General features: G+C 41.5%; 20 protein-coding genes, 2 tRNA genes and 1 riboswitch. Of the genes, 2 read left to right on the plus strand and 20 right to left on the minus strand.

Features of this window, described 5'->3' with window-relative positions:
- Nucleotides 1-63: 63 nt before the first annotated feature.
- From G613_RS0104715 to G613_RS0104790, 15 genes are all read right to left on the minus strand, one after another.
- A tRNA-Leu gene (locus G613_RS0104715) sits at nucleotides 64-147 on the minus strand.
- A gap of 38 nt (nucleotides 148-185) precedes the next feature.
- Nucleotides 186-268: transfer RNA gene (locus tag G613_RS0104720), tRNA-Leu, on the minus strand.
- Between the two features lie 20 nt (nucleotides 269-288).
- Nucleotides 289-621 carry a hypothetical protein gene (locus tag G613_RS0104725; protein WP_029231560.1) on the minus strand — a complete coding sequence of 111 codons (333 nt, stop codon included), beginning with the start codon at nucleotides 619-621 and terminating at the stop codon, nucleotides 289-291.
- Between the two features lie 82 nt (nucleotides 622-703).
- Nucleotides 704-2,596 carry a hypothetical protein gene (locus G613_RS0104730; RefSeq protein ID WP_155828033.1) on the minus strand — a complete coding sequence of 631 codons (1,893 nt, stop codon included), beginning with the start codon at nucleotides 2,594-2,596 and terminating at the stop codon, nucleotides 704-706.
- Between the two features lie 19 nt (nucleotides 2,597-2,615).
- Nucleotides 2,616-3,422 carry an arginase family protein gene (locus G613_RS0104735; RefSeq protein WP_029231562.1) on the minus strand — a complete coding sequence of 269 codons (807 nt, stop codon included), beginning with the start codon at nucleotides 3,420-3,422 and terminating at the stop codon, nucleotides 2,616-2,618.
- On the minus strand, nucleotides 3,419-4,192 hold the full coding sequence (locus G613_RS0104740; protein WP_155828034.1) for an adaptor protein MecA: 774 nt from the start codon (nucleotides 4,190-4,192) through the stop codon (nucleotides 3,419-3,421). The genes G613_RS0104735 and G613_RS0104740 overlap by 4 nt, the downstream gene beginning before the upstream one ends.
- A 329-nt stretch (nucleotides 4,193-4,521) precedes the next feature.
- Nucleotides 4,522-5,160 (minus strand): sortase, encoded by a 639-nt coding sequence (locus G613_RS18485; protein WP_029231564.1) that lies wholly within the window; start codon nucleotides 5,158-5,160, stop codon nucleotides 4,522-4,524.
- A gap of 71 nt (nucleotides 5,161-5,231) precedes the next feature.
- Entirely contained in the window at nucleotides 5,232-6,362 is a 1,131-nt protein-coding gene (locus tag G613_RS0104750; protein ID WP_029231565.1) for a Cna B-type domain-containing protein, read from the minus strand.
- Nucleotides 6,363-6,373: 11 nt separating this feature from the next.
- Nucleotides 6,374-7,237, minus strand: a complete 864-nt coding sequence (locus G613_RS0104755; protein ID WP_029231566.1) for a class C sortase — start codon at nucleotides 7,235-7,237, stop codon at nucleotides 6,374-6,376.
- Nucleotides 7,238-7,384: 147 nt separating this feature from the next.
- The gene (locus G613_RS0104760; RefSeq protein WP_029231567.1) at nucleotides 7,385-8,842 is read right to left on the minus strand and encodes a SpaA isopeptide-forming pilin-related protein; all 1,458 of its coding nucleotides are present in this window, start codon (nucleotides 8,840-8,842) and stop codon (nucleotides 7,385-7,387) included.
- A gap of 72 nt (nucleotides 8,843-8,914) precedes the next feature.
- Nucleotides 8,915-14,044, minus strand: a complete 5,130-nt coding sequence (locus tag G613_RS0104765; RefSeq protein ID WP_029231568.1) for a Spy0128 family protein — start codon at nucleotides 14,042-14,044, stop codon at nucleotides 8,915-8,917.
- Between the two features lie 47 nt (nucleotides 14,045-14,091).
- Entirely contained in the window at nucleotides 14,092-14,685 is a 594-nt protein-coding gene (gene lepB / locus G613_RS0104770; protein ID WP_029231569.1) for a signal peptidase I, read from the minus strand.
- On the minus strand, nucleotides 14,678-15,400 hold the full coding sequence (locus tag G613_RS17865; protein WP_029231570.1) for a hypothetical protein: 723 nt from the start codon (nucleotides 15,398-15,400) through the stop codon (nucleotides 14,678-14,680). The genes lepB and G613_RS17865 overlap by 8 nt, the downstream gene beginning before the upstream one ends.
- Nucleotides 15,401-15,678: 278 nt before the next feature.
- A riboswitch (cyclic di-GMP riboswitch) is annotated at nucleotides 15,679-15,766 on the minus strand.
- Nucleotides 15,767-16,003: 237 nt separating this feature from the next.
- Nucleotides 16,004-17,329: a flagellar hook protein FlgE gene (locus tag G613_RS0104785; RefSeq protein WP_029231571.1), complete on the minus strand. Its 1,326-nt coding sequence runs from the start codon at nucleotides 17,327-17,329 to the stop codon at nucleotides 16,004-16,006.
- A gap of 232 nt (nucleotides 17,330-17,561) precedes the next feature.
- A complete protein-coding gene (locus tag G613_RS0104790; protein WP_029231572.1) occupies nucleotides 17,562-17,858 on the minus strand; it encodes a hypothetical protein in 297 nt (98 codons plus the stop codon).
- A 163-nt stretch (nucleotides 17,859-18,021) separates the two neighbouring features.
- Between G613_RS0104790 and G613_RS0104795 the strand changes: the two genes are divergently transcribed.
- Nucleotides 18,022-19,095 (plus strand): tRNA dihydrouridine synthase, encoded by a 1,074-nt coding sequence (locus G613_RS0104795; RefSeq protein WP_029231573.1) that lies wholly within the window; start codon nucleotides 18,022-18,024, stop codon nucleotides 19,093-19,095.
- 103 nt (nucleotides 19,096-19,198) lie between these two features.
- Here the strand turns inward: G613_RS0104795 and epsC are convergent, their stop codons facing one another.
- The 5 genes from epsC to G613_RS0104825 form a co-directional block, all read right to left on the minus strand.
- Complete coding sequence (gene epsC, locus G613_RS0104800; RefSeq protein ID WP_029231574.1) at nucleotides 19,199-20,101, minus strand: serine O-acetyltransferase EpsC; 903 nt, start codon at nucleotides 20,099-20,101, stop codon at nucleotides 19,199-19,201.
- Nucleotides 20,102-20,422: 321 nt separating this feature from the next.
- A complete protein-coding gene (locus G613_RS0104810) occupies nucleotides 20,423-21,226 on the minus strand; it encodes an ABC transporter ATP-binding protein (RefSeq protein WP_029231575.1) in 804 nt (267 codons plus the stop codon).
- Entirely contained in the window at nucleotides 21,226-22,260 is a 1,035-nt protein-coding gene (locus tag G613_RS0104815) for a FecCD family ABC transporter permease (RefSeq protein WP_029231576.1), read from the minus strand. Before G613_RS0104815 ends, G613_RS0104810 begins: the two co-directional genes overlap by 1 nt.
- Entirely contained in the window at nucleotides 22,257-23,273 is a 1,017-nt protein-coding gene (locus tag G613_RS0104820) for a FecCD family ABC transporter permease (RefSeq protein WP_081647781.1), read from the minus strand. Before G613_RS0104820 ends, G613_RS0104815 begins: the two co-directional genes overlap by 4 nt.
- A complete protein-coding gene (locus G613_RS0104825) occupies nucleotides 23,248-24,363 on the minus strand; it encodes an iron-siderophore ABC transporter substrate-binding protein (RefSeq protein ID WP_029231578.1) in 1,116 nt (371 codons plus the stop codon). Before G613_RS0104825 ends, G613_RS0104820 begins: the two co-directional genes overlap by 26 nt.
- A 454-nt stretch (nucleotides 24,364-24,817) precedes the next feature.
- Between G613_RS0104825 and G613_RS0104830 the strand changes: the two genes are divergently transcribed.
- Nucleotides 24,818-25,462 (plus strand): site-specific integrase, encoded by a 645-nt coding sequence (locus G613_RS0104830; RefSeq protein WP_029231579.1) that lies wholly within the window; start codon nucleotides 24,818-24,820, stop codon nucleotides 25,460-25,462.
- Nucleotides 25,463-25,594 lie beyond the last annotated feature (132 nt).

Raw genomic sequence — 25,594 nt, forward strand, 5'->3', positions numbered from 1 at the left:
ATACCATTCCTTGCTCGCACAATAAAAAAAAGACCAACTCATCTGAGTTGATCCTTTTTGTAGTGCGGAAGAAGGGACTTGAACCCTCACGATGTAAGCATCACAAGATCCTTAGTCTTGCTCGTCTGCCAATTCCGACACTTCCGCATTCCATATATTGAATTCGCAGCCGCTCATAAAGAAAGTGCAGGAGAAGGGACTTGAACCCTCATGTTGTTGCCAACACATGGACCTGAACCATGCGCGTCTGCCATTCCGCCACTCCTGCGAGCGACAAAAATTATAATATCACAACAATGTGAGTTTGTCTACAAACATATCCAACTTTTTTATAACTCCCGCAATAGATTTATACAGTATAGCTGCGCAGATAACACAAAGCCCTGTTACTACCGCCAGAATAAGACATATAAGATTGCTGCCGCAAAGCCCATTTGCCAGGAAAATACAGGTACAGATCAGCATACCAATCATGACAATAAGTATTCTTACAAGCTCCTGATGCAGAATCGTCATCTTAAGCTCAAGATTACTCTTTTCATCCTGAATCTCCTCATCGGACAAAACATCATAATCAAGCTTTTCAAAGTGCTTCAGATACTCTCTAAATCTCTTCTCCATATAACGAATCCCCCAGCCACTGATTTTATGCGATATACGCAATTATTATTATACGCTATTACGCACACTATCTGCAATCTCGTTATTTCTTATTTATGAGTTTTATGTACTCATTGTACGAAACAACCTGGTATATCGTTCCGGGCTTATATTCCACACCATCTGCCATCAACGGCTCAAACAAGTCCTTGGAAAGACCTTCTTCATCCTCCACATATACATAGGAGGCATGCTTTTCCAATATCTTTTTGGTCATGGTTGCGCTGTCCTCACTCTCTGCCATAAAGGCATCATACACCAGCGGAACAGGCGATGCTTCCTTGCTTATGTAGGTATCGTGCACCCAGTGATAGGTATGTCCATCACGCATTACAAGAACTCTTTTTCCCCAGAGACTGTCATCCTCAAGAACAGCATTAACTATTACTCTACCATCATCTCCAACCATCTCGTTGTTACTAGCCTGAATTTCCGAAGCTGAAGCCCTATAGCCCAAAAGATGTTTGTACATGCCTGCGTAATCAGCGGTAAGCAGTACGAAGACGCAAAAGCCTGCAATTATAGCAATTGGGGCAGGAATACTCTTTTCTTGGCCATTCTGCATAGCAGCCCCTATCAGGAAGTAGCTACAACCAAATGCAAAAGGAAATCCATATCTTGCCACAGACACTGCCATTGCATAGGCATCAAGGTACTGATCCTCTCCCTGGAAGATTGAGATATGGGCAAAGAATATTATTCCATAGGTCAAAAGACCTGTAACAAGCATAAATACAAGGATTTTTACACCAGTCTTTTTATCAAAAATCTTCTTCCATAAAAGGAAAGCCATGAACGCAAATATGATCAGCACCATAACTGCCGTAGGAAGGTCCAGGGTCAGATTGCGATCTGCATGCATAGGCATGGTCCAAAGTCCTTCCCAGAAAAATCCGGCCTTATCTGCCGTATTCTGAGGTGCTGTGTAGGTTCCTGACGTCGCCATCTTAATTCCCGCTCCGGTGAGCTTGGCAACTCTCCTGTTAATCAGGCAAAAGACAAGCCAGCTTCCGTAGAACAGTCCACTTCCGGCAATTGCAAAGATCATTTTCACATTCTTTTTAGCAACCAGAGCATAGAAAATCAGCGCAAAAACTGCCCACTCAATTCCCACTGATTTGGTCAGCAAAAGAACCGCTGTATATAGTGTTATCCTAACGTAGTAGAAAGCCTCAGTACACTTATCCTGCTCATAAATAGCCAGTAAAAGAGCTCCATACACTATTCCCATGGTAATATCAGCAGGTGTGCCATAATAGATAATCCCGTTGAAAACCCCAGGAAAGGCCATTACTGCAAGAAATGATATTACTGAGAAAACCACTCTGAATCCTATTGCCTTATTGCTATCCCAGATGTAATCTACAACCTTAGCAGCAAGCGGCATCAGGAACACTGCATTTAACGCATAATATCCCGCAAACTGAAGCCCCTCAATATAAGTGTTTCCTCCTATCTGTAAAAAGAGCCACTTAAAAATCGAAGTAACAGGTGGATAATCTCCAAACTCAGGCGAAACATTTCCGTATTTCCCAGGAAAGCCATTCATATAAAAAAGTTGCTTTGCATCGGAAGACCAGAAATTAATGTCATCCCACCAGGAAAACACGTTTCCTGAAGCAAGCATACATACAACAAATACAGAAGCTATAAACAGAAACAGAGAAAATAGCATCTTAACTACCGCATCTTTTTTGGAATCAGCATCACCCTTCTGCTTTTTTGCCCGAAGGACATTTGCCAAAACCACAAGTATCACTATTGCAGCCACGACCCATATAAGCTTCATGGCCCTGAAAAAAGCCAATGCATACATCGAAAGAATAAGCCCAGAAGCTGCAACAGCCAGTCCATCACCGATATTTACTTTGTTTTTACCAGCAATATAAACGCTCAGAACAAGGAGCGCACACATAGTAACCCCAAAACAAACCATTATTTTCAATCCTCACCTTTCATGAATTCAGCAATATGCCAAGAAGCTCTTTATTAAGCTTATCATTTTCTGCTACAGCCTCATCCACGTTAATACCCTCCTGGTCCAGAGCGCATTCACCGCAGATATCAACCCCAATAACTTCTCTGCAGGTCAATAGTTCTTTTATCAGGCAAAAGAGCTGGTTCCTTGTCATTTCTCCCTGGTCCCAGTTAGTTGTGATCTCCTCAGCTGACAAAACGTCCTTATCTATTGAAAGATACACCGGATACTGCGTTGAAGGAAGATTTACCACACAAGCTTCTTCGCTATCAGAATCCGCCTTTCTGATAACATCACTTACACTATAAAATAAAGCCCTGCTTCTCACATCCTCAGGAAGCTCAGAAATAAGCTTCTCATCCGCTCCGATGATATGAATATCCTTAATATTAGGATTATGCTCAAGCGCGTATAAAACCCAGCCTCCGCAACTTAAGATATCTCCAAACATTGGTGGCTGCATATCCGGATGATGATCAAACACAACCAGTGAAATAGGCTCTATAATCTGCTCAAGCATGATTGCAGACATGTAGTGGTAATTGCCGTTATCTATAAAGTGTATTTCATCAGCTCCAATATTGTTATCAGAAATAGCCTTCCTGATTGCATCCATAGCAGCGTCGTCACACATACAATTGGTGCCTGAAATACCGGTAAGGTCTACTTTCTTCGCATCCGGAATTGTACTATCAGACACACAAATAGAGCTTTTATCAAACTGATAAAAGCTCTGTTTCTCATAGACATTAGTGAAATTAAAAACTGAAACTTTTTTCTTCATCTAGTCAGATCTGCCAAGTGAACTATGGCATCTTCTCCAATCAGGCAATCTCCGTGTTCGGCTATGAACATGGACTCCGGTGAATTAACTGTCAGCATCTGTGAGTACTCAACTCCGGCTCTTCTCATCTCATAAATGATGCCCTCGTCCGAAGACATAAGTCCCGCAAGCATATAGTACCGGTCTTTGTACTTGTAAAGAACTGAATCCACAATAGGGAGCCTTTGTACAACCTTAGAGAACCTCTCTGCCTCTTCCAGCTCATCGAACTCCATCATGTATCTGGCATACTCGGAAATAGGCTGATATCTTGCCTGAGAGCCTTCCGGTGAAAACTCAGGTTCCATATCCCTGCCGTAAATCCTGTTAATAGTATCTGTTACGTTAGTGATGACCTCATTAAGCGCAACGCCCTTATCTCTTCCTGTCTTGGACTTGATCTCGTCCACTCTCTCCTGAGTCAGCATCTTCAGAATAGTCTCAGCTGCTCCGCGAATACGTTCGGTTGCTTTCTGAATATCTTCATTGCTCATTTTAACCGCAAAAATACGAACACTACCATCCATCATCATATTTTTGCTCATCATCATAACCTCCGTCTCAGGGTCATAATCAAGCTGCGCTCCAACCTCTTTATTAAGCTGGGCAAAAAATGATGTGGTGTTCTCTGCGCCATTTATTACTGCCTCCGGAGTAAGACCAATCTCATGAAGTTCTGATGCCGCGATACTGCATTCTACAGTCGTTTCATTCATTTTTACTATAATCACTACGCATCAACTCCTCTCCCTGGAATACATCGTGCTCAGTTACTTCATGTAACTGTCTCATCCGCACAATGACAACTTGCTCCTTTGATGACATTATATCACGTTTTTTAGCACTGTCTACTCGAGAGTGCTAATTATATTTTAAAAAATTAAAATGGCGTGTGTTCTATATTTGCTATATCGGTAAAAAATTATCCTTTCCTAAGGTAATTATACCAAAAAAGCCAGCATTCTTAATCAAATTTGTATGTTTATTGTATTAAACTATTATGAAAAAAACGTAAGAAAAAACCACCGATTTAGTTGAAAATCGATGGTCTTATATATTCTTATTTTCTTATATGTTTGCTCTTTTCAGCTGCGTCAAGTACATCAGGAGTTGCTCCGGTTTCAGTATATTCTCCTGTTGCTTCGCATCTTACTGTTACCCTGTTTGCTCCGCCGATTGTACAGGTAAATAGTGTCAGATCCCAGTCTCCGGACTTCATCTTATCTGAATCCATTGGTCCAAGGGTCTCAATATTCGAAACCTTGAAGTAAAAGCTGATACCGTTCATATCAGTTACTATGACATCATCTCCGGTATTTAGCTCTTTTAGCTTACCGAAGTGTTCATCATAGTTGTGACCTGCAATGATAAGATCATTGTCGTAGACAGATCCTGTATATCTGCAGACAGCATACTTGGCATTAGCCTTATCCCATTCATTCTGAACCGGTAAAAGAAGTCCCAATGAAGGAATTTCTACGGTACCGATAAAGCTATGACCTTCCACATCAACTACAGGCATATCTCCGCTAGCTGCCAGAACCGTGTCGGGAATCTGAGCAATAACGCCCTCCAAAAATTCATCAGAAGCGCTTCCTGCCTGAGCATTTTCATTTAAATTGTTTCTGATGATAATGGCTGCAATCAATATACACGCCGCACCCATCAGTATATAAATATAACCTACTATCTTCTTCATAAATGATGCCCTTTACATCTGCATCATACCCTATAGATCTTTTTTATCCCCTGATCTATAGCTCCTTACTATCAAGCCTCTTTATTCTTCTTGATTCCCCTAATGATCAAAAGAATACCAACGATAACCAAAACAGGAAGTGGCCACCAAAGCTGTCCGGTCTGAGGAAGTCTCCTTGCGCCCAAAACCTGTGGAAGCTTATCTCTTACAGCGCCCAAAACCTCAGGAAGTCCAGGGAACACATTAGTTGAGCTTGTGGTCTGAGGTGTCTGAGGTGTCTGTGGTGTGTCCGGAGTCTGTGGTGTATTCGGTGTATCAGGAGTATCCGGAGTATCCGGTGTCTCAGGCGGATTATAGGTATTTGTAATCCTAAAGGTATTACCACCTGTTGTAAGTGAAACTGTATATCTTCCTGTCACATGCTCAGAAACAGTCCATATATGGCCCTCCATATATGTCCAGGAGTATCTCCAATTATTAGCTGCACTAAGTGTAACAGTCTTATACTCTGCGCCATCAAGGTACAATGTAACGGTAATTGATGATGGTCTGTATGCCTCGTAGCCGGAATCGTTCCAGGTTTTAAGTACCTCATAGGAAACATCCTTAGGCAGCATTGTTATCTTACATTTAACCTTAGCTACTACAGCATTTACAGGGTTGACCCAATTGTCATCATCGTCAAGTCCTGGAACAGAGATCATAAATGGATCAAAAGAGTAAATACAGTCATTAGCCTCTTTAACAACAGGCCCAACATAATACAGACCCATATCTATTCCTGTAAAATGAACGTTTCCTTCACCATCTGTGGTCATTGTTGCTACCGGCCCGATTTTATTCTGATAAATAAATCCACCGATAACATTAGCTACCTGCTTCCAAGTGTCCTGATTATCAATCTTATTGATGTCAGTAACCGGGAAATTAGAGATATTTTTATAAGTATTCCACAGAGTAAAGCTTCCATTAGGATTGATCTCTGCAACCTTATAAATCTTAACAGGAACTCCTGTGATTGGAATGATATTATCCGAGTTCTCTGCTTCATTTGACAGATACTGCAGTGTCAAATCTCCGGCCTGGTTGGTATCTAATGGTTTTCTCGCGCTTACAGAAACAGGCAAGCTAAGAAAAACTATCAGGGCAATCAGCAGAAGTGCCGGTATATTAAGTTTTCGCCACGCAAATTTTCTTTTCATCAAATAATTCCTCATTTATGCGGCTTATTTTTAGTCTTCTTTCTATTTCTAAACCACTTGGATGTAAATACCAAATACAAAATAAATGCTATCAAAAGAAGCGGTGCTCCGATAAATGGTGCTACTATCATATTTCCGTACCTTGTAGCATCCGCCGGAACGATAAGCTTCGTTTCTTCGCTATAATCAACACGCTTTGCTCTTACAAGGAGCCTGTGAGTATTGACACCATAAGGTGTACAAGTCACCAGCGTGACATATTCTTTTCCATCGACAATTGCCAGGTCATTGGTTTCCTCGGGAAGCACAATGTTAATCTGATCAACCTGATATGCAAAAGTCTGATCCAATATATGAAGTAAAAATGTATCTCCAACTATCATCTGATCAAGATCAGAAAACAGTTTGGAAGATGGCAGGCCTCTATGGCCTGAAAGCACTGCATGAGTACTCTTTGTTCCTGTTGGGAAAGATGTTCCCTCTAAGTGTCCTATTCCAACCTGTAAAACAGATTCCGTTGTTCCATGGTATATCGGCAGGTTGACTCCGATATTCTCTATCTCAATATATCCAATAATTCCGGTTCCCGTAGGATCCATGATTTTGTTGTACTGGGCAAGTTCCTCGTCAGTAAGAGAAAAATTCAAGGTCTTCTGAGCCAGTTCTTCGTTGTAGGCTTTTGCTTCCTGCCAAAACTTGGAATAATCTTCCTTGGATATGGTATTAAGCATTTCCTCATAATTGGAAATAGCCCTACTCTGATGCTTGGAGTTAATGTAATTACTAACTGAAGGGTATAGGAAGATTGCTAATCCAACCAAAAACACCAAAGCAAATATTATATTGGGTATTTGTTTTTTAAGTTTCTTATTCATCCTACTTCCATCAGTAAAAACAAATCATTTTGAATCAAATCTGTACTTCCCGAAAGAGCATATATAACTCTTTCGGAAAATACAGGAAGTTTCTTTATATCTCAGAAACAAGATTCAAATATACAAAACTTTTCGATACCGGGCCGATTACTCTGCCTGAGCTTTTCTGCGAAGCATGAAGTATGCTACACCAGCGATGATAAGAACACCACCAAGGATATAGAATACTGTTGTTCCGATTCCACCTGTTGAAGGAAGAACTGAACCAGTGCTATCCTCAACCTTTGCATTCTGAACATTTTCGAAGCTTACATTGCCCTCCTCATCCTTAACTATTGATGAGTTAGCGCTAACAGTTACTTCAGTAGCGTGTGTATACTTGGTTCCCTTAGCATCTGTAGCATCTGTATCAAGAAGGTTGTATCCTGCAGGAGCCTTTGTCTCCTGAAGAATATATGTCTCTGTATCAAGACCAACAATCAGTAATGCGTTTTCAGCAACTGTTTTGATCACTTCATTTCCGTTAGGATCTACTCTATATGTACCATCTGCTGAAACTGTAAACTTAAGAACTTCTCCGGTTGACTTTCTGATCATCTTGAATTCTGCATCAGGAAGAATAACGTTTTTACCAGTCTCAACCTTTGTAAGCTTTAATGGATAAGTCTTTGTCTCAGTCTCTTTGTGTGTTGTTTCTGTGTTGTTACCATATTTAAGATAAGCTTCGTTCTTGTTTACATCGCTTGAAATAAGTGCATTTTCATTTACAACAGCCTGATATGTAACTTTACATACTGTTTTAGCTGTAGGAACTGCTGTGAACTTAATTGAAAAACCATGCTCATTTGTAACAGGAGCATCATATGCTACAGCAGGGCCCTCTTCAAATGATACTTCAATTTTATCCTGAACAAGTGTAAGACCTTCTGTCATTGTATCGACAATCTCGTAGTTCTCACCGTTTGCCATAAGAGTAGCCTTGATAGTGAACACTACTGTGTCACCAATCTGAGCATCGTTGTTCTGTCCAGCTTTGCCTGTTGAGTTCTCAATTACTTCCTTCTCAATATCAGGAACATCATTCTTTTCCGTTACTTCTGCGAAAGGACGAGTTGTATCAACAGTAACTACGCTACCAAGTGAAGAATCGATTACATAGTAACCATACTCAAGACCGAGCATTTCTACTACCTGCTCTTCACCTTCTCCGTTAGCAACCTTTGTTGCATCAGGTGCAATTGGTGTTTTCTTAGCTTTCATTTCTGCTACATATGCAAGAACTTCCTGACCAAATGCCTTAGCGTCAGTCTCTGTAGCGATATTTGATGTATCAAGGATTCCGCCATCACCTACTGTGAAATAGCTGCTTGTAAAGTCTGCAAATTTTGTTGAAAGTTTGTAAATACCGCCAGTATACTGGTTCTTATCATTTACATCTGTCTCGTCAGCTACAACAAAGTCGAATACACGGTATGCGTTGTATTCCTGACCTTTTCTTGCGTTTGTGATCTTAATACTTCCATCAGCAGCAAAGGCTGTGATGCTGGCACCAAGTACCATTACTGATACAAGAAGTGCAATTACTAGTCTCTTAAGTGCTTTCATTTTCTTCTCCTTTTGAATCTTGTCTTTTGATCTTTTATTCTTTAAAGCGCTGTGTGCTCTAAATACATGTTATTAGTTACGCTTTTTTCTAAAGCTGATTCGGTATAAACCGTATCCCATAAGTGCAAATGCAAGAAGCATAATTCCAAATGCTCTGACCGGACCTTCTCCGATTCCGCCTGTTGACGGAAGTGTGTTGGTCACAAGAGATCTGTTGGTTATAGTTACTGTGCCATAATCTGTACCATTTTTCTTGACCGACATGGCATATCCTGTATCTGTAACTTCAGACTGTCCAACGGTTATCTTGCTCTGCGCATTTCCGTTATAAGTCTTTGCATTGCCTTTAGTATCTTTGCCATAGGAGTAGGATACCTGATAGGTTAACAGGTATTCATCCGGCTCTTTTACGCAGTACTCATAGGAGTTACCGTGCTCATCCTGAAGTGGAAGATTCTCAACCTTCTGCTTCCATTTATTGTCCTTGGACAGCTGAATTGTTGTTCCTTCATATATCTTCCAATCAGATGCATTTCCATCTTTATCTACTGTTCTCTGCCAAATCTGGAGAGTCAAAGATGTGTGAGAGTCCTGATTTTTCTTGCCTTCAGAGTTATACCATTCCTTTACAACAGTAAGCTTTCCTGCTATCGAGTTGTTAAAGGCTACATCTGAAACCGAGCCGCTCTTAGTACGAACGAGGAACTTAAGTTCTTCAGGCTTGGATGTATCAGGATTCTCCTTAATGTACAGTTCACATTCGTGAATGACATTGGTGAAGCCTTCATCTGTCGCATACCTGATGTCTGCTCCCAGATAGAAGAAATCATCCGTTACTACTGTCTGTCCATCCACATCGTACTTGCCGCCATAATTGTGGTCAGCCATAGGATGTGTCAGGTTCTTGATATTATGCCTGTTCGTAAAAGTAGTGTGTTTCTTGGAAACCTTAACCTCTACATAGTAGACAGTAGAGTCATAGGTTACTCCCTTTATGTCACCGGGTGTCTCAGTAATCTTATATACGTAAGTACCTTCATATCTGTAAGGTATTGAATCAAACTCTGCAACAGCTGTGTACCTACCGGTGTTTTCATCATAGGTAGCATCACTTGATGTCAATGTAACAGTGTTACCACCTGCCGGCATCGGAATATTTTCCTTGGAAATCGATATTGGATTTCCTTCCGAATCGTGTGCCTCGCAGCTTATAGCCTCAAGCTTGAATTCGAAATTCATCTTGTCAGTCCAAGTACCACCAGTAAAGTTCTTGGTCACCTGAATCGGTCCAACAGGGCTACTGTAGTAGTTACATACCTGAACAGTCTGAACCGCACCGCCAACCTTTACAACGGCAGGTGGCTTATCGCTCTTACTGTTAAAGTCACAGGAGAATACCTTTCTGTAGTTCTCACCGCCTGTTCCGTATGTTGCAAGTCCTGTTTCTTCATCATCAACAGTTACATCATATTTGGTAACTCGGCAGACTGCTGTGTCCTCTTTTACCGTGCTGGTATTGGTGTCGTAATTGTAGGTAAAGGTCTTTCCATCCGCAACCTCTTCTACCGTATAAATGCCGGAAGGAAGTCCTTCTATTGTCCACTGTGCACTCTGATTGTATGTTGCAGTATATGCCTTACCTGTCTGCTTATGAGTCTTTGCATCATACTCATAGCATGGATTAGTTTTAATCTGCCCTTTTTCAGCAATAAATCCATCCAGGATTATATAATTACCCGTATCATTATTGGTAATACGGAACATAACAGTATCAAGAAGCGCCGTTCCATCAATTGCATCTCTTACTACCTTGGATCCCAGATCGTTTACTACCATCTTGTGGATTCTAAGAAGTGTTGTCTTGGTATTCTTGTTAAAGAATGCAACCTTACCGTATTCTTTACCATCTTTGGCTTCTCTGTCAGCCTTAATCCTATACTTATCAGCATTATAGGTATTATCGATGGTGCCTGAGTTTATCATGTTTGTGACGCCCTCAGCAGGTACTCTGTAATAGTTGACCTCATCTATTACCCTGGTTACATCACCCTTTATGTCTCTCTTAGGATAATACTTAACCTTTACAAGAATTCCTGTCTCATCCTTCTCGTAATAACCTGTTGTATCATTCTCAGTCAGAAGGAAGTAATAGGTGCTATTATCTTTGCCATTGTCATAGTGCATTCCAAGCTCATCACTCGGATTAGATATTGCATACTTGATAACATCGCTGTCATTATGTAAGTCTGTCTTAACTACCTTCCACTTTTTATTCGCATCGAGGAATCTCAAAGTGAAATCAAAGACTTCATTGCCATCTGGCTCAACGTCGTTAACATATTTGTATGCCTTGATTTCAAAAGGAACGATTTCTTCGTTACCTTCGTTTGTAATAGTAATGTCTGCAGAAGCATCAAGGTAACGTCTCATATCCATCTTGTGAATCTCACATTCCTTGATAACTGAATCTGCTACAATGGTTCCGCTGTAGGAACCTGTAGTCCTTATGGTAGCATTTGGTGCTATCAAAGTTCCTGACATTATGTTGGCTGTAACAGATCCTGTATATGGAACAAAGTCTCCGTTAGTATCCCTCTGTACAAGATTAAGAACAATGTGATTAGCAGCTTCGCTCCAATCTCCTGTTCCTTTACCATTGTATTTAATCTTTTGGAGCGTATAGTTTGTAGCTCCGGTCAAATCAACATTTATAACAAGGATCTTATCATCACTTAAGTTGAAACCAGTATTTACGGCATAATTGTTTTTATCTTGTTCATTCTTGAAGTACTTGGTACTAAGGTCTGTCTGTAAATCGCCGTTAGTTTTGGTTGCAACTATATTCACAACCTCAACATCGCCACTAGATGTCGCATAAGCAAGTTTCTGTGAAGCCTCACGAGCCTGGTTTCTCATAGTATCGATATCAACAGGCATTCGCTTGTTGTAATCGGTACGAACATAATTGGTATATCCCATTGTGCCGTCCGGCTTCTTACCATATACCTGATTCTGATAGTAGGTTATGCCGATGTAAGTATCCCAACCTGTTGCATAGTAGATTGTTGCTCCATCGACCTTCTCAAGAACATTCACAGGATCATAACCGTTCATGTTGATAATGTAGTTGTCACTGAAAAATCCAACTGCATCAGCAGGAGCCTCTATGGCATCGCCGCCATAAGTTACCTTGTATGCTCCGGAAACATCGCCGTCCATGACAGCATTGCCTTCATCATCAAGCTCGTATACATAAACTCTAGGATATGTAGTGCCATTATCCTTCTGAAGCTTGGACAAATCAAAGGTGTATGTTCCCTTACCGTTTCCATCAGTTGTTATAGTGAAATCGCCACCATTTATCTTGGTCTTGCCCTTAACATCTGAGAATAATCCGAAGTTAAATGTTCCAACCTTAGGAGATCCTTTTACAACTTTCTCAACAGTGATCTTAAAATCATCAATGGTTGTCAGAACCTGCGTTGAAATACCAATTGTATAGTTCTGAACTTTTCCGATAGTGTTTACTGCAATGTTTGCTTCACTGTGGTTGTTACCACCGTCATAGTAATTGGCAACTACGCCAAAGAATGTAGCATCACCCAGCCACTTAATTATTTCCTTGGCTGTGTATATCTTATTACCATCCCAGCTATCTTCTGAGCTATTCTTGATGGCACCGTACATTGAAAAGGCATTTGTTTCAAAAGAAACTACATCCTTGCTGCCACCAAGCTCTACATTGCTGCCTGTAAGAATCTCTACGGAAATATCACTTGCTGTTATCTCTGTAGCCTCGCTGGTTGTGTCAAGTTCCTGCATTACTTCTTCCGCAACAGGAAGGTGAACCAGTGAAACCTCTTCAGAATCTGTCGTTCCAAGTCCATCTGAAATCTGCTTATTGTTAAAGCTGATTGAAACTGAAACTGTTCCATCCTTAGGTTCATATTCGATTTCATCAAGCATGAATGCGATATCGAAAAGAACTACATTGTTCTCATCATATGTTTCCTGCTTGTCATCACCGGTGGTCTTAGCTATCTCTTCCGCGCTCTTGTTAAGAGCATCGATATAAGCTTCGTAGTTGTAGCCTTCTGTATTCTTATCTACTGTCTTAACTGAAAGTGCTACGCCCTCAGGAAGTATTCCCGGCTTGGAGAGCTTAACTGTTACTGTAACTTCATCATTTTTGAACTCAAAGCTCTCTTTTGTGTTGGCTGCCACGTAGTTAAATACTATTTCAGCATCCTTTTTGATCTCTATCTTCTCACCCTCGGAAGTCTTAGCTTCGAAATAGGTGAATTTTACTTTTTTATCTGAGGAAGTAATCTCATCATCAGTACTTGCTGAAAGAGCTGCTGCCTCGTCTGTCTTGTCTGAATCCTTAGCTTCGGCTTTTACCTCAGCTTCTCCGGTCTTCTTCTCAAGACTTACTATCTTCTTGCCATCATACTTGGCATCTACAAAGTAGTAATTCTCAATTACCTTGTATTCCTTGGTAAAATCAAGTGCTGTCTTGTCGTTCTCCTCGTCAGCACCGAAGAGCTCACCGCTTTGCGCGATCTCTTTTTCCGAATTATCAACATACCTGGCTGTAAGAGCCACATCCTTGACATCTTCTAAGCTGTCAACCTTTACTACCTCTGCGCTAGAAGCGCTTGTTGCTGCAGCCGCATCTGACGAAGCACTTGATGCCGCATCAGCATCGGAAGAAGAATCTGAAACTGCCTCCGTGCTCTCGTTTGAAGAAGCATTGGAAGAAGCAGCAGAAGCTTCCCCGGATGAAGCTGAGTTTGCAGCATTTGCATTCTTCCCAGTTTCATCCTCCGGAATTGCTTCTATGATATCCTCCCAGGTTTTAGACGTTTCACCATCACCCAGGTCCCCGTCACCCAGCTGTGAAACATCTACGGTAACAATGTTGTCAGATGAATCTGTTACCGTTGTATCCTTCTGAGCATCTGACTCTCTATCTTTCATCTGCTCAATAAGACCCATTTCAAAGTCCGAATCAGCTGTTTCCAAAACAAGTCCAACCTGCGCCGCACCGTCTTCTGTCATAGCAGTTGCCGGCTTGTTCAAAAGATACAGCGTCACCGTACCAGTAAAGAGAGAAACGCATAATGCAAAAGCAAGCCATCTCTTGTTATTTCGATGCTTCTTTATGTAGTTTTGTGCGCGATTCTCATCAACTATGCGCATGCCGATATACCTCTAATATCTTTTTTGACTACCTTCAAATCTTTATATCAAAGTCCACCAAATACATTGAATGGAAATACTCTGAAAACAACCTTACCGATCAGCTGTTCCTTGGTCACACAACCTACAACGCTTGATCTGGAATCAATGGATACGCTTCTGTGATCCCCCAGTACGAACCATCTGTTCTCCGGAACCTGATAAGGAAATTCAATATCTGTTGGTTCCAAACTGAAATCTGATGCATAGGTCTCATCAAGTGCAACGCCATTTACTGAAACCTTACCTTCTGAGTCAATGTTCACCCAATCTCCCGGTGAACCGATTACTCTTTTTACCAAAACCTTATTGTTATAGTAGAAAGCAAGCAAATCTCCCGCCTCAAATTCTTTACTGTTCTGGGCGATTACTATCTGTCCAGTTTCTAGAGTTGGTGTCATGCTATCTCCAGTAACCTTAAGAACTGTTACGTAAAAGCTGGAGATCAACACTGCTATAGCAGCCACAAATACCACAACAATAAGTGTATTTCTCAGAACATTTCTATATTCTTTTTTGTTGTTCTCTCTTTTAAGTTCCTTCCTTAAATCCTCTACAGAAGGCTTATACTCAGAAAGATTATCTTTCTTCTTATTACTCATCTTTTTTCTTTCTGGTTGTGCGTCTCTTAGGTTTCTCGGTAGTTTCTTCTATCTTTTCCTCAGTAGTCTTTGCCTTAGTTGTCTTCGCCTTAGTTGTCTTCACCTCTGTTGTCTTAGTTTCTGTCTCTACCTCAGTTTCTGTAACTTCATTTACTAGCTGATCTACAGTCTTGCCTGCCTTGTCCGCTATTTCCTTCATCTGCAGTTCTTCTGCTCTCTTAACTCTGAGCTTACTCTTCTCTATATCAAGCATAAGAGCCTTATACTCTGCCTCAGCGCTCTTCTTGAGAGTGTTGACATAAAGATCTGCTGCCTTCTGCGCTGACTCCATAATTCCGCCAAGCTGGATTGAAGCCTCTGCAAGAGACTGAGAATTCTCTATCTTCATAAGAGAATCATCTACCTGTTTCTGCAATTCTGACTTCTCTCTTGTTAGTCTTGCCTTGAGACCTGCAATATCCTTATCGAACTTCTCCTGCATCTGAGCCTTCTGCTCATTGAACTTCTCACGCATCTGAGCTTTCTCTTCATCAAAGTTCTTAAGCATTGCTGCTCTTTCCTCTGCGAAATCATGCTGCAGTTGAAGTTTTTCTTTTTCAAGCTCTTCCTTGAGCTCTGTTTCGTGCTTCCTAGCAGCCTCAGCCTCTTCTGAAAAAGAGATCATCATTTCCAGCAGTTCTGCTCTGCTAAGCTTCTTAAGATTTATATCTGCCATATCTTTTCCTTATAATAAGAAATTACTATTTAGTTCCGGACAAAAGAAAAAGGTATCTTGCTCAGAAAAACCCAGCCTGTGCAAAATACCCGCCAAATATAGTCAAAGGCAAACACAAAGCCAGATTAGCTACTAGATAGTAATACTCCGTGTACTTGACTGCATAACCTATACAGCCCGTTCATCCTTGAACCCTTGTGTACTATAATTACTCAAAAAAAATGACCGTCTGTACTTCATTTATAACAGTAGCGGCCATCTGATGATGCCTATCCGACACCAGCAACTGGCTATCTTTCGCTTTCAAGCGATTAAGACCCTTTAGCTTTGCGTCACCATTTTTCAATGGCTTTGCCTTTTATTTTAATATGAATCTTAACTAAATTTAGTTAAAATTATTTTATTTAAGTTAACATTATTTGTGCCGTGTACTGTTAATATATACCATGGCCAAATAGAATACAACCACTTTTTCATAGAATTTTCACAGTTTCCGACATAAAAAGAGCTGAACATCAGTCCAGCTCTGTGAATCAAAATTTCATATAAATTTAATATTTTTTGCAGTTTCCAAAGTTTATAGAATTTCCATACTATTTTTTATTATCTTTTTAAACCTTTTAGTACTTGTAAAAGCTCATCTGAAGTAGTAATTACTCTACTGTTTGCCTGGAAGCCTCTCTGAGTTGTGATCATGTCTGTAAACTCCTTGGCAAGATCTACATTGCTGGCCTCCAAAACACCTGACTGCATATAGCCGCCGTTCTGGGTAATATCCTGTATCATGGCAGCTCCGGAGTTCAATGACTCAGCGTACAGATTATCGCCAACCTTTTCAAGTCCCATAGCATTGTTAAACATCGCTACTGCTATCTGTCCCTTCTTGATTGTCTCGCCATTGGAGTATTTTCCGTAAATTGAACCGTTATCTGTAACAGAAATCCCTGTAAGTTCTCCCTCAGGATATCCCTTATTAAGTCCTTTTGTATCGCCCTTATATGCGTAAATTGTGGACTGATGATTTCCCATGCTGCTTGCATAGTTGGATGTATTGGACATATCCAGTGAAATAGTAGCCAGATTTCCTCCTGCATTCAGATTTATCATCTGATTAGTCAGAAGTTTTCCATCATGTTTATCATAATTAAGAAGGAACGTCTGCTTGTTAACCGGCTGCCTGTTTCCCTGTTTATCCAAAATAGCATCAACGCTAAGATTAAATGTACCTATGTCATCATCCCCTGCATCGTCAATCTTGAACTTAATTGTATAAGCTTCCCCATCAGTTCCATAGGCTTCGATCATTACGATCTTACCTTCTTTTAATGTAGGGTCATCGCTATCAATATTCCCCTTCATATATGAAGCGGTTGTAGCTGAACCAGGCATGGTATCTACCATGTATGTGTAGGGATTTCCCTGTGCATCATAGCCCTGTCTCTCTGTCTGCCTGTCCATAACTCTAAGCTTGGTAACAGCTGCACCTTCAGTTATATCGCCATCGCCCATTGTTCCCATAACATAGTAGCCATTATTCTGCGTAACAAGGTCACCCTCTGCATCAATAGTAAAGCCACCGTCTCTACTGTAGTTAAGTGTTGTACTATCGGGGCTGATGATAAAGAATGAGTCTCCTGTAATCATAAGGTCCAGCGGATTGTATGTTGTCTGGGCCGAGCCGGCTTTGGTGATATTAATGTTGATTGATCCCATCTTGGCGCCAAGCCCGATTTGATCTGCATTAACAGATCCCTTGGTAGCTGTTCCTGCAGCACCTGTTTTGATGGTCTGATAAAGAACATCCTGGAATCCCGTAGCCTGGGACTTATATGAAGTTGTATTGACATTGGCTATGTTGTTACCAATGACATCCATCTCAAGCTGGTGTGTTTGCAGACCTGAAACTGCGGACCAAAGTGATCTCATCATAGGACACGTACCTCCGATATATGCTAATCTTCGTAAAGCACTCTCTTTTATAAGCGTACGTCCCTGTACCCGATTGCAATCCCTTTGCACGAAAAAAGAAATGAAGATATACTATCTCATTCCTATTATCGGCATCATTTGTACCAAACCTTAGTCCATAACCTTAATTAATCAAAAAAACCGGAGTCACCATCGAATCGGCAACTCCGGCAAATAACTATATTAAATTATATCAGTTTGATGAAGCCTCTGAAGCAGCATCCTCTACAGATGTCTCTGCAGCCGCCTCAACCGAAGTATCTACTGATGATTCATCAACTGAAACTTCTACTGATGCAGCCTCAGCAGCCTCTGAGTTTGCTCCTCCAAAGTTGTTCCAAAGAATAGATCCTACAATTGCAGCTACAATTGCTACTACAACAACGATGCTGGAAATCTTCGCAATCTTTACCTTCTTCTTGTGCTTGGCGATAGCTTCCTTACGTCCTGATTTTTCTTTTTTGTAAGCGTCAATTTTCTCCTGACTCATGTTCCCATTCCCCATTTCCTCAGTGCATTATTTTGCTACTTGATATTATCGCAAGATGCAGATACACTAATATTTCGTTTGTTTACTAGACAAGAATATATTATACTCCAAATGTGTTTAAAGTGTTATGAAAAAATAACAATTATATAAGAACAGGAGCTCTATGAAATATTATTTCGCACCCATGGAGGGAATAACCTTATATCCGCTCAGAAACGTTCATCACGAGATTTTCGGAGATGCTATAGATAAGTATTACACGCCTTTTTTGACTGCTCACCACAACTATCATTTCAAGAAAAGGGAAAAAAGAGATGTGATGCCGGAGTTTGCCCAAGGCTTTGAGGATTATGGCAATGTCATTATTCCCCAGATCATGTCAAACCGCGTCAATACTTTTGTTTGGGCAGCAAAAGAAATGCAGACACTAGGATACAATGAAATAAACCTTAATCTTGGATGTCCCGCTGCCACTGTTACAAACAGGCACAAGGGCTCAGGTCTTTTACAGGACACTGATTATTTGGATGAGTTTCTTAATGGGATATTTAATGAACTTGGAGCTGCAACCTCTTCAAAAGCTACAGCTAGTGCCGAAAACAATGACAGCCTTAGCATCTCAGTCAAGACACGACTTGGTTTCTATGATGACTCCGAAGCCGAAGAGCTCATGAAAGTATATGCCAAATACCCAATATCTGAGCTTACCATTCATGCCAGAGTCAGGGAAGATTTTTACCAGGGAAAGCCAAGACTTGACGCATTCAAAAAAGCTGTAGAGATTTACAGAGAAAACGGTGGTACGGCAGACATCTGTTACAACGGAGATATTAACTCTTTGGATGATTATCGGAACCTGATGCATTTTTTAGGTCTTTCACCGGATGAGAATACTGAAGAAAAACCTTCTGAATCCATCCATAATTTCTGCCCCATTTCATCCGTAATGATGGGACGAGGCCTACTGGCCAATCCGGCCCTTGCAAGAGAACTTCGCGGAGGACAGCCTCTGCAGGCCGATGAGCTTCGTGAGTATCTCGCAAGACTCTATGAAGAATATGCCAAGTTTATCCCAGAAGATAGAAATGTCATTTTCAAAATGCTGGAACACTGGGCCTTTGTGCACGTTCATTTCAAGGATAACGAGAAGTGTCTCAAGACAATTCGCAAGGCCCGCAGTAAAGGCGAATACATGGCAGCAGTAAACAACATATTTGCAAGCTGCGAGTTTATCTGATGAACTATGTTTTTACGTATAATCCATATTTGTTGTTTATAACACAAAATATCCATGACAATTATTGTCATGGATATTTTTATCTAATCATATTTTATTACTATCATCTGCATCTCTGCATACTAATGCGGCTGCCTTCCGGTACAGATTCTGTGATAAATGCATTCGCGCCGATAACTGAGTCTTTTCCTATAACTGTCTCACCGCCAAGTATAGAAGCTCCGGCGTAGATAGTTACATTATCCTCGATTGTGGGATGTCTTTTTACACCCTTAAGGGACTGACCGCCTCTTGTGGACAGACCGCCTATGGTAACTCCCTGATATATCTTGACATGCTCACCTATTATGGAAGTCTCGCCAATAACAATGCCCGTGCCGTGATCTATCATGAGATACTTACCGATTGTAGCACCGGGATGAATATCGATTCCTGTTCTGCTGTGGGCATACTCTGTCATCATGCGGGGAATAAGCGGCACCTTGAGAAGATATAGCTCATGGGCAATTCTATTGATGGTTGTTGCCAGCAATCCCGGATAAGAAAGAATAATCTCTCCCTTACTGTATGCAGCCGGATCTCCGTCAAAACATGCCTGAAGATCGGTATCAACATACTCTCTTATCTTGGGAAGCTTTTTAAAGAACTCATGAGTAATGCATCTTGCCCCACATTCAAGGGTCTCATCAGATGCATTGGCATAATCGGGACTATGATGAAACGCTATTGCTATCTGCTTCTGCATGTTGTAGATAACATCCTCAATGACGATAGCGATTCTGTTGCTGTCATTGTAGCTCTTATAAATCTTATCTCTGGAGTATCCCGGGTAAATAATACGGAGGAGCTTTATCACTATATCTTTTACCGCATCTCTATCAGGCTGGTTAAAGACATCCATCTGATCCACGTCACGACCGTTGTCGTAATCAGCGATAATAAGGTCCACTATATTCTTAATCTCATTCTTAAGTTCGTCGTTATTCTTTTTGCTGCTGTAATCCATACAAGCAATCCTCACAATCAACACTTTTTCTCATTGTATCACAATTTACTCGCATGAATTATATTTTTTGTTACAAGCAGCAAAAGTAGTCACATCCAAATAGTAATCGTCACAGGAAAAGACCAGCCGTTTTTACGACTGGTCCTTTCTTTTTTTGGGGGTAATTCTTTATTAAATGAGGGATACTATATGCATATTTTTTAAATATAATTATTAGTTCTCTTCTCTTTTACGAGCTGCCATTGCAACCATTATTACAACTGCTGCCATTGCTATTGCAAATAATCTTTCGGTAATTTTCACATCATAATTTTCAAAACATCAGCCGGCTTTGCTCCTTGGGATAACGTAGGGGTCTCCGGTTTCGGGATCGGTGATGATGGAGCTCTCCATGCCGTAGACTTCTTTCATGAGATCAGTTGTGATGATGTCTCCTGGAGTTCCTTCTGCAAGGAGCTGTCCTTTCTTCATAGCGAAGATGTGGTCAGCATATCTGATGGATAGGTTGATGTCGTGGAGGATGGCCACTATTGTGGTCTTCTTTAATTTGTTAAGTTTTGCCAGGCAGTCCAGGATCTCTACCTGATATGCAATGTCGAGGTAGGTGGTTGGCTCATCGAGAAGAAGGATATCTGTGTCCTGCGCAAGGACCAACGCAATCCATACTCTCTGCCTCTGGCCGCCGGATAGTGAATCCACACTCTTATCTGCAAGCTCCGCTATTCCCATTGCTTCCATAGCGCAGGCAATAGCCTCATAGTCAGCCTTTGACAGCTGCCCGAAAAGATTCTGATAAGGAAATCTTCCTCGCGCAACCAGGTCTGCCACTGTTATGCCCGCAGGGACAATCGGCGACTGGGGAAGAAGCCCAATCTCCTTTGCCAGGTGCTGGGTTGGAAGTTCGTAAATTGATTTTCCGTCAAGAAGAACGTTTCCGCACTTTGGTTTTAAGAGACGTGCAAAGCTCTTTAATAAAGTTGATTTTCCGCAGCCGTTTGGTCCGATCAAAACACTGAACTTTCCGGCAGGGATGGTAATGTTCATATCCTCAAGTATCAGTTTTTCTTCATATCCCGTGCTGATGTTCTTGGCACAGAAATCATGACTAAGTGCAAATCCATCCATTAGATCTTTTCTCCCTTTCTGTTCAGGTTTAGCAGTAACAAAAGAAGATACGGTGCCCCTAAAAGTCCTGTTATAACACCAACAGGGTACTTCGTCTCAAAAACGTTCTTGCTGACAAGTTCTGATGCAAAAACAAGTATCGTTCCCACAAGGCCTGCAACAGCCATGGCATTTTTGCCGTTCCTGGTGCATTTCTGGGCAATCGGTCCTGATAAGAATGCAACCGATGCGATCGGGCCTGTGGCAGCTGTCGCTGTTGCACTAAGCACAAGCGCGCAGACCATACAGCATACTCTTACTGCTGTCATCGGTACTCCGAGTGTCGTTGCATATTCGTCACCAAGCTGCATCATACGAAGGTATCTGTTACATATAAGAAGCAGCCCGCTGCAAATAACAGTCACTGTCACAATTACCGGCACATCACTCATCTGCACAAGATTAAGACTTCCGCGAAGCCATCTGAGCGCAGTTCCTACATCATACTCTGAACCCACCAGCAGCATCCATGATATCAGTGCATTCAAAACCGCCTGCATTCCGATTCCTATGAGGATCATCCTGCTTGAGAATGCATGTCCTTTTCCTGATAAAAGAAATATCAGTGTAGTTATGATAAGTCCTGCTGCCACGGCAAAAAAGGAAGCAGCCGCACCGCATATTCCAAGGATCAAAATGCAGAAAACAGCTGCCGCAGAGGATCCTGCCGTAACTCCTATAATATCCGGAGAAGCAAGAGGATTTCTTAACAGATTTTGAAAAGTAAATCCTGAAATGCCAAAAGCAAATCCCGCAAAACCGCCTACCAGCATTCTTGGAAGCCTCAAGGTTTTTATGGTATATGCAGCTCCTTTTGTTTCATTACTAAACAGGTATCCAAACACCTCTTTTAACGAATAATCAGTATTGCCAAGAGTCATCATAAACACTGAAAGGATGCCGATGATGACAACAAGAGCCACGATGCAAAAGGCGTTCTGAACGTCATGCTTTTTATATATTTTTCTTAAATCATTATCTATTGAATTTGTCATATACCCTTTGCCTTTGTCTTCCAAACGATCCAGATAAATACCGGAGCGCCGACTATTGCAGTAATAATTCCAACCTCAAGCTCCCCGGGTCTTCCCAGTATTCTTCCAAGTACATCGGAAAAGGTTAAAAGACCTGCTCCTCCGATCATGGACATTGGAATTATTATTCTCAGATCATTGTCAAAAAGCTGCCTGCAAACATGTGGAAGCATAAGTCCCACAAAGCCGATAGGTCCTGCAAGAGCAGTAACTGACGCGCATAAAAGCACTCCTGCAAACGCAGTAAACAGCCTTATCTGTCCAACCTTTACCCCAAGGGATACAGCCATCTCATCTCCAAGAGCCAGTGCATTTAAAGGGGATGCGCAAAGAAGTGCACAACCTGCACCGACAGCAAAAAACGGAATAAGCAGCCTTACATCATCCCAGGTAGCTCCGCTTATGCTGCCCACCTGCCAGAATCTGAACTCCTTCATGACCTGTGAATCAGGAAGCATAATGGTGTTTACCAGCGCTCCAAGAGCTGTTGATACCGCAGCTCCCGCCAGGGCAAGTTTTATCGAGTTTGCACCGCCATAGCCCACTGATGCAATCCCGTATACAAAAAGAGCTGTAAGCAGCGCTCCTGTAAAAGAAAGTCCGATAAGCTTTATTCCGGAGGAAATATTAAGATATGCTATCCCGATCACCACAAGAAGCGAAGCCCCGGTGTTGACTCCCAGGATACTTGGGTCAGCAATAGGATTCCTGGTGATAGCCTGCATCAGTGCTCCCGATACCCCAAGCGCAGCACCAGCCAGAAGTCCAAAAACTGTTCTGGGTATTCTGGCTGAGATAACTGCTGAAGTGAAGTCATCTGTAAGTGTCCCTGTAAAAAAGCCCGTCACATCCGAAAAAGGAATGCTCTTGCTGCCATAGGATATTGAGAGAAAAACTCCCAAAAGCACGAAGGCGATCACCACCACCAGCCCTGTTATTAACTTGTAATTACTGAATTTTTTCTGCTGCATCATTAAGCGCTTTCAAATAGTCATCAATTGCATAAGGAATGGAAAGAACTGTTGGTGTGCTTGCTGCTGCAAGAACATCATTTGAATCGAGAAGCACAAATGCTCCGTTCTTTACAGCCGGAATGTTTGCAAATCTTCCGTCGGACTGCATTGCATCTACAAGTGACTCTGTTCCGTAAGTGATGATGATATCTACATCAGTCAAAAGATCTGCATTCTCAGCACTTACTGTGATTGAGAAATCCTGATCACTTGTGATAAGGCTCTTTACGCTGTCAGGTGTTACAAATCCAAGGTCTGAAAGGAAGGCAGCTCTTGGATCATTGCTTGTGTAAATGTAGAAGGTTCCAAGGTCATCCTCTGAAAGCCAGAAGAAAGCAACTCTCTTGCCTTCGAGCTCGGGATACTGAGAAAGTTTATCAGCAATGAGCTTCTCTGTATCTTCAACCAGTGCTCTGCCCTCTTTCTCCATGCCAAGTGCAATGGCATCATTTACTGTCTCTTCCTGCCATGTTGTGGACCATGCAATCTCAGGATAAGCAACAACAGGTGCTATCTCTGATAATCTGTCATACTCTTCCTGACTAAGTCCTGAATAAGCTGCAAGGATCACATCAGGAGCACAATCTGAAATTGCCTCATAATCCCATCCGTCTGTATCATCAAATACATTCGGCTTTACTCCTGCATCCTCAAAAGCCTTGGCAGTCCATGCAAGAAGTCCATTCTCATCTCTTGGTCCAAAATTGGCCTCTGAAATTCCAACCGGCATAACTCCAAGAGCAAGAGGTACATCGGGGTTGCCCCACGCAATTGCCACAACATTCTCAGGCTTTGACTCAATAACAGTCTCGCCAAGGCCGTGTGTGATAGTGAGCGGGAAAACATCCTCAGATGCTGAAATCTCGTCTGTAGAAGCATCCTCTGTCGCCTTACCCTCAGCTGTCTCTGAGTTTACCTCTGTTTCTGAATTTACTTCTGTCTCTGTATTAACTGAATTTGAGGCAGTCTGTGTCTCATTTGAAGCTCCGCAAGCCACTACTGATAAACCCATAACTGCTGCCATAATTGTAGATAATAATTTATTCTTCATGAATAAGCTCCTCTCTTGTTAGCATTTGCTAACGCTCATCCATATTCTCATAATTTGCGATTGTTGTCAATATAATCTTGCACAATTAATAATCAATCGCTAAAATGCCGGAAAAAGAAAGCAAATCCGCATAAAAAAAAGCATAACTGCTATTTTTATTTATAGAAAGACAGCAAAAAAAGAAGACACATCATGATCAGCTGCGTGAGGAAGGCGGGATCTGTCTACAGCTACAAGAAAGGATCAGGCTTGGAAAAAGTACTGGAGCGATGATATTCTCGTCACACTGCCAATAAAATCCATCATAGTTGGTGACATTATTGATGCCTTCAAGCGATTAACTGCAAGTCGAAGATATACAGCAAGGCAGATTTCTCAGGCAAAGAGTGTCTTAAAGCAGACATTTGACCATGCCATCTGGCTAAAGCTTATAGACTCCAACCCAGTTGTCGCAATGCCCAACACCAGTTGCCCCAAGAAAGCAGCATCACACCATAAAAAGGCAACAACAATAGAGACCAGAAAGCTTCTGGACAATTATCTCTGTAATTTGCCAAAACAAGACGTGTACACCATTGCAATAAGGTTATGGCTTAATATTATGCAGCGTTCAGGAGAATGGCGTGCTCTAACATGGGATGATGTTGATTTTGAAAAAGGAACCATAATTATAAGGCATTCAATGACCAAAAGAGAAATTGAAGGAAAAATGGTCAACGTTGATGATGAGCATCTGAAGGCTGATGAGATTGCCAGAGAAATTCAGTTAACTGATAAGGCAGTTCTCATTTTAAAAGAGGCATATCTGCTCAACGGTCAGAAGCGTTATGTCTTCAATAGCTCTCGTGATGGTAAACTCCCGATTTCAGGCAACAGAGTAAATGAGAAAATCAAGGAATACTGCAAGAAAGTAGGTATCGAGCCCTTGTCTACTCATTGTCAGAGACGTGGTGCCATTCAGGATGCCTATACAGCAGGAATGCCAGAGGATCAGATTCGTGCAACTGCCGGTCATTCAGATTCTACTATGACGTGCTATTACAACAAAGATAACAACAGTACGCTAAGTAAAGATCTACAGACAAAGATATTCGGTTGAGTTGGTCACACATTTTTCCCCATTTAGTCACACATTTTGATAAATGGGCACAAAAAAGCCGCTCAACTGAGCGGTTTTTGACAATCGGAGTGACGTGATTCGAACACGATTGAGAATTCTCAAAACCCGCAT

The organism is Butyrivibrio sp. VCB2006, from assembly GCF_000420945.1.
Taxonomy (GTDB): domain Bacteria; phylum Bacillota; class Clostridia; order Lachnospirales; family Lachnospiraceae; genus Butyrivibrio.

Excerpts from the sequence above, each read along its gene's own strand:
- G613_RS0104725 (WP_029231560.1), bottom strand. The coding sequence starts at position 621 with ATGGAGAAGAGATTTAGAGAGTATCTGAAGCACTTTGAAAAGCTTGAT.
- G613_RS0104730 (WP_155828033.1), bottom strand. The coding sequence starts at position 2,596 with ATGGTTTGTTTTGGGGTTACTATGTGTGCGCTCCTTGTTCTGAGCGTT.
- G613_RS0104735 (WP_029231562.1), bottom strand. The coding sequence starts at position 3,422 with ATGAAGAAAAAAGTTTCAGTTTTTAATTTCACTAATGTCTATGAGAAA.
- G613_RS18485 (WP_029231564.1), bottom strand. The coding sequence starts at position 5,160 with ATGAAGAAGATAGTAGGTTATATTTATATACTGATGGGTGCGGCGTGT.
- G613_RS0104750 (WP_029231565.1), bottom strand. The coding sequence starts at position 6,362 with ATGAAAAGAAAATTTGCGTGGCGAAAACTTAATATACCGGCACTTCTG.
- G613_RS0104755 (WP_029231566.1), bottom strand. The coding sequence starts at position 7,237 with ATGAATAAGAAACTTAAAAAACAAATACCCAATATAATATTTGCTTTG.
- G613_RS0104760 (WP_029231567.1), bottom strand. The coding sequence starts at position 8,842 with ATGAAAGCACTTAAGAGACTAGTAATTGCACTTCTTGTATCAGTAATG.
- G613_RS0104765 (WP_029231568.1), bottom strand. The coding sequence starts at position 14,044 with ATGCGCATAGTTGATGAGAATCGCGCACAAAACTACATAAAGAAGCAT.
- lepB (WP_029231569.1), bottom strand. The coding sequence starts at position 14,685 with ATGAGTAATAAGAAGAAAGATAATCTTTCTGAGTATAAGCCTTCTGTA.
- G613_RS17865 (WP_029231570.1), bottom strand. The coding sequence starts at position 15,400 with ATGGCAGATATAAATCTTAAGAAGCTTAGCAGAGCAGAACTGCTGGAA.
- G613_RS0104785 (WP_029231571.1), bottom strand. The coding sequence starts at position 17,329 with ATGATGAGATCACTTTGGTCCGCAGTTTCAGGTCTGCAAACACACCAG.
- G613_RS0104790 (WP_029231572.1), bottom strand. The coding sequence starts at position 17,858 with ATGAGTCAGGAGAAAATTGACGCTTACAAAAAAGAAAAATCAGGACGT.
- G613_RS0104795 (WP_029231573.1), top strand. The coding sequence starts at position 18,022 with ATGAAATATTATTTCGCACCCATGGAGGGAATAACCTTATATCCGCTC.
- epsC (WP_029231574.1), bottom strand. The coding sequence starts at position 20,101 with ATGGATTACAGCAGCAAAAAGAATAACGACGAACTTAAGAATGAGATT.
- G613_RS0104810 (WP_029231575.1), bottom strand. The coding sequence starts at position 21,226 with ATGGATGGATTTGCACTTAGTCATGATTTCTGTGCCAAGAACATCAGC.
- G613_RS0104815 (WP_029231576.1), bottom strand. The coding sequence starts at position 22,260 with ATGACAAATTCAATAGATAATGATTTAAGAAAAATATATAAAAAGCAT.
- G613_RS0104820 (WP_081647781.1), bottom strand. The coding sequence starts at position 23,273 with ATGATGCAGCAGAAAAAATTCAGTAATTACAAGTTAATAACAGGGCTG.
- G613_RS0104825 (WP_029231578.1), bottom strand. The coding sequence starts at position 24,363 with ATGAAGAATAAATTATTATCTACAATTATGGCAGCAGTTATGGGTTTA.
- G613_RS0104830 (WP_029231579.1), top strand. The coding sequence starts at position 24,818 with ATGCCCAACACCAGTTGCCCCAAGAAAGCAGCATCACACCATAAAAAG.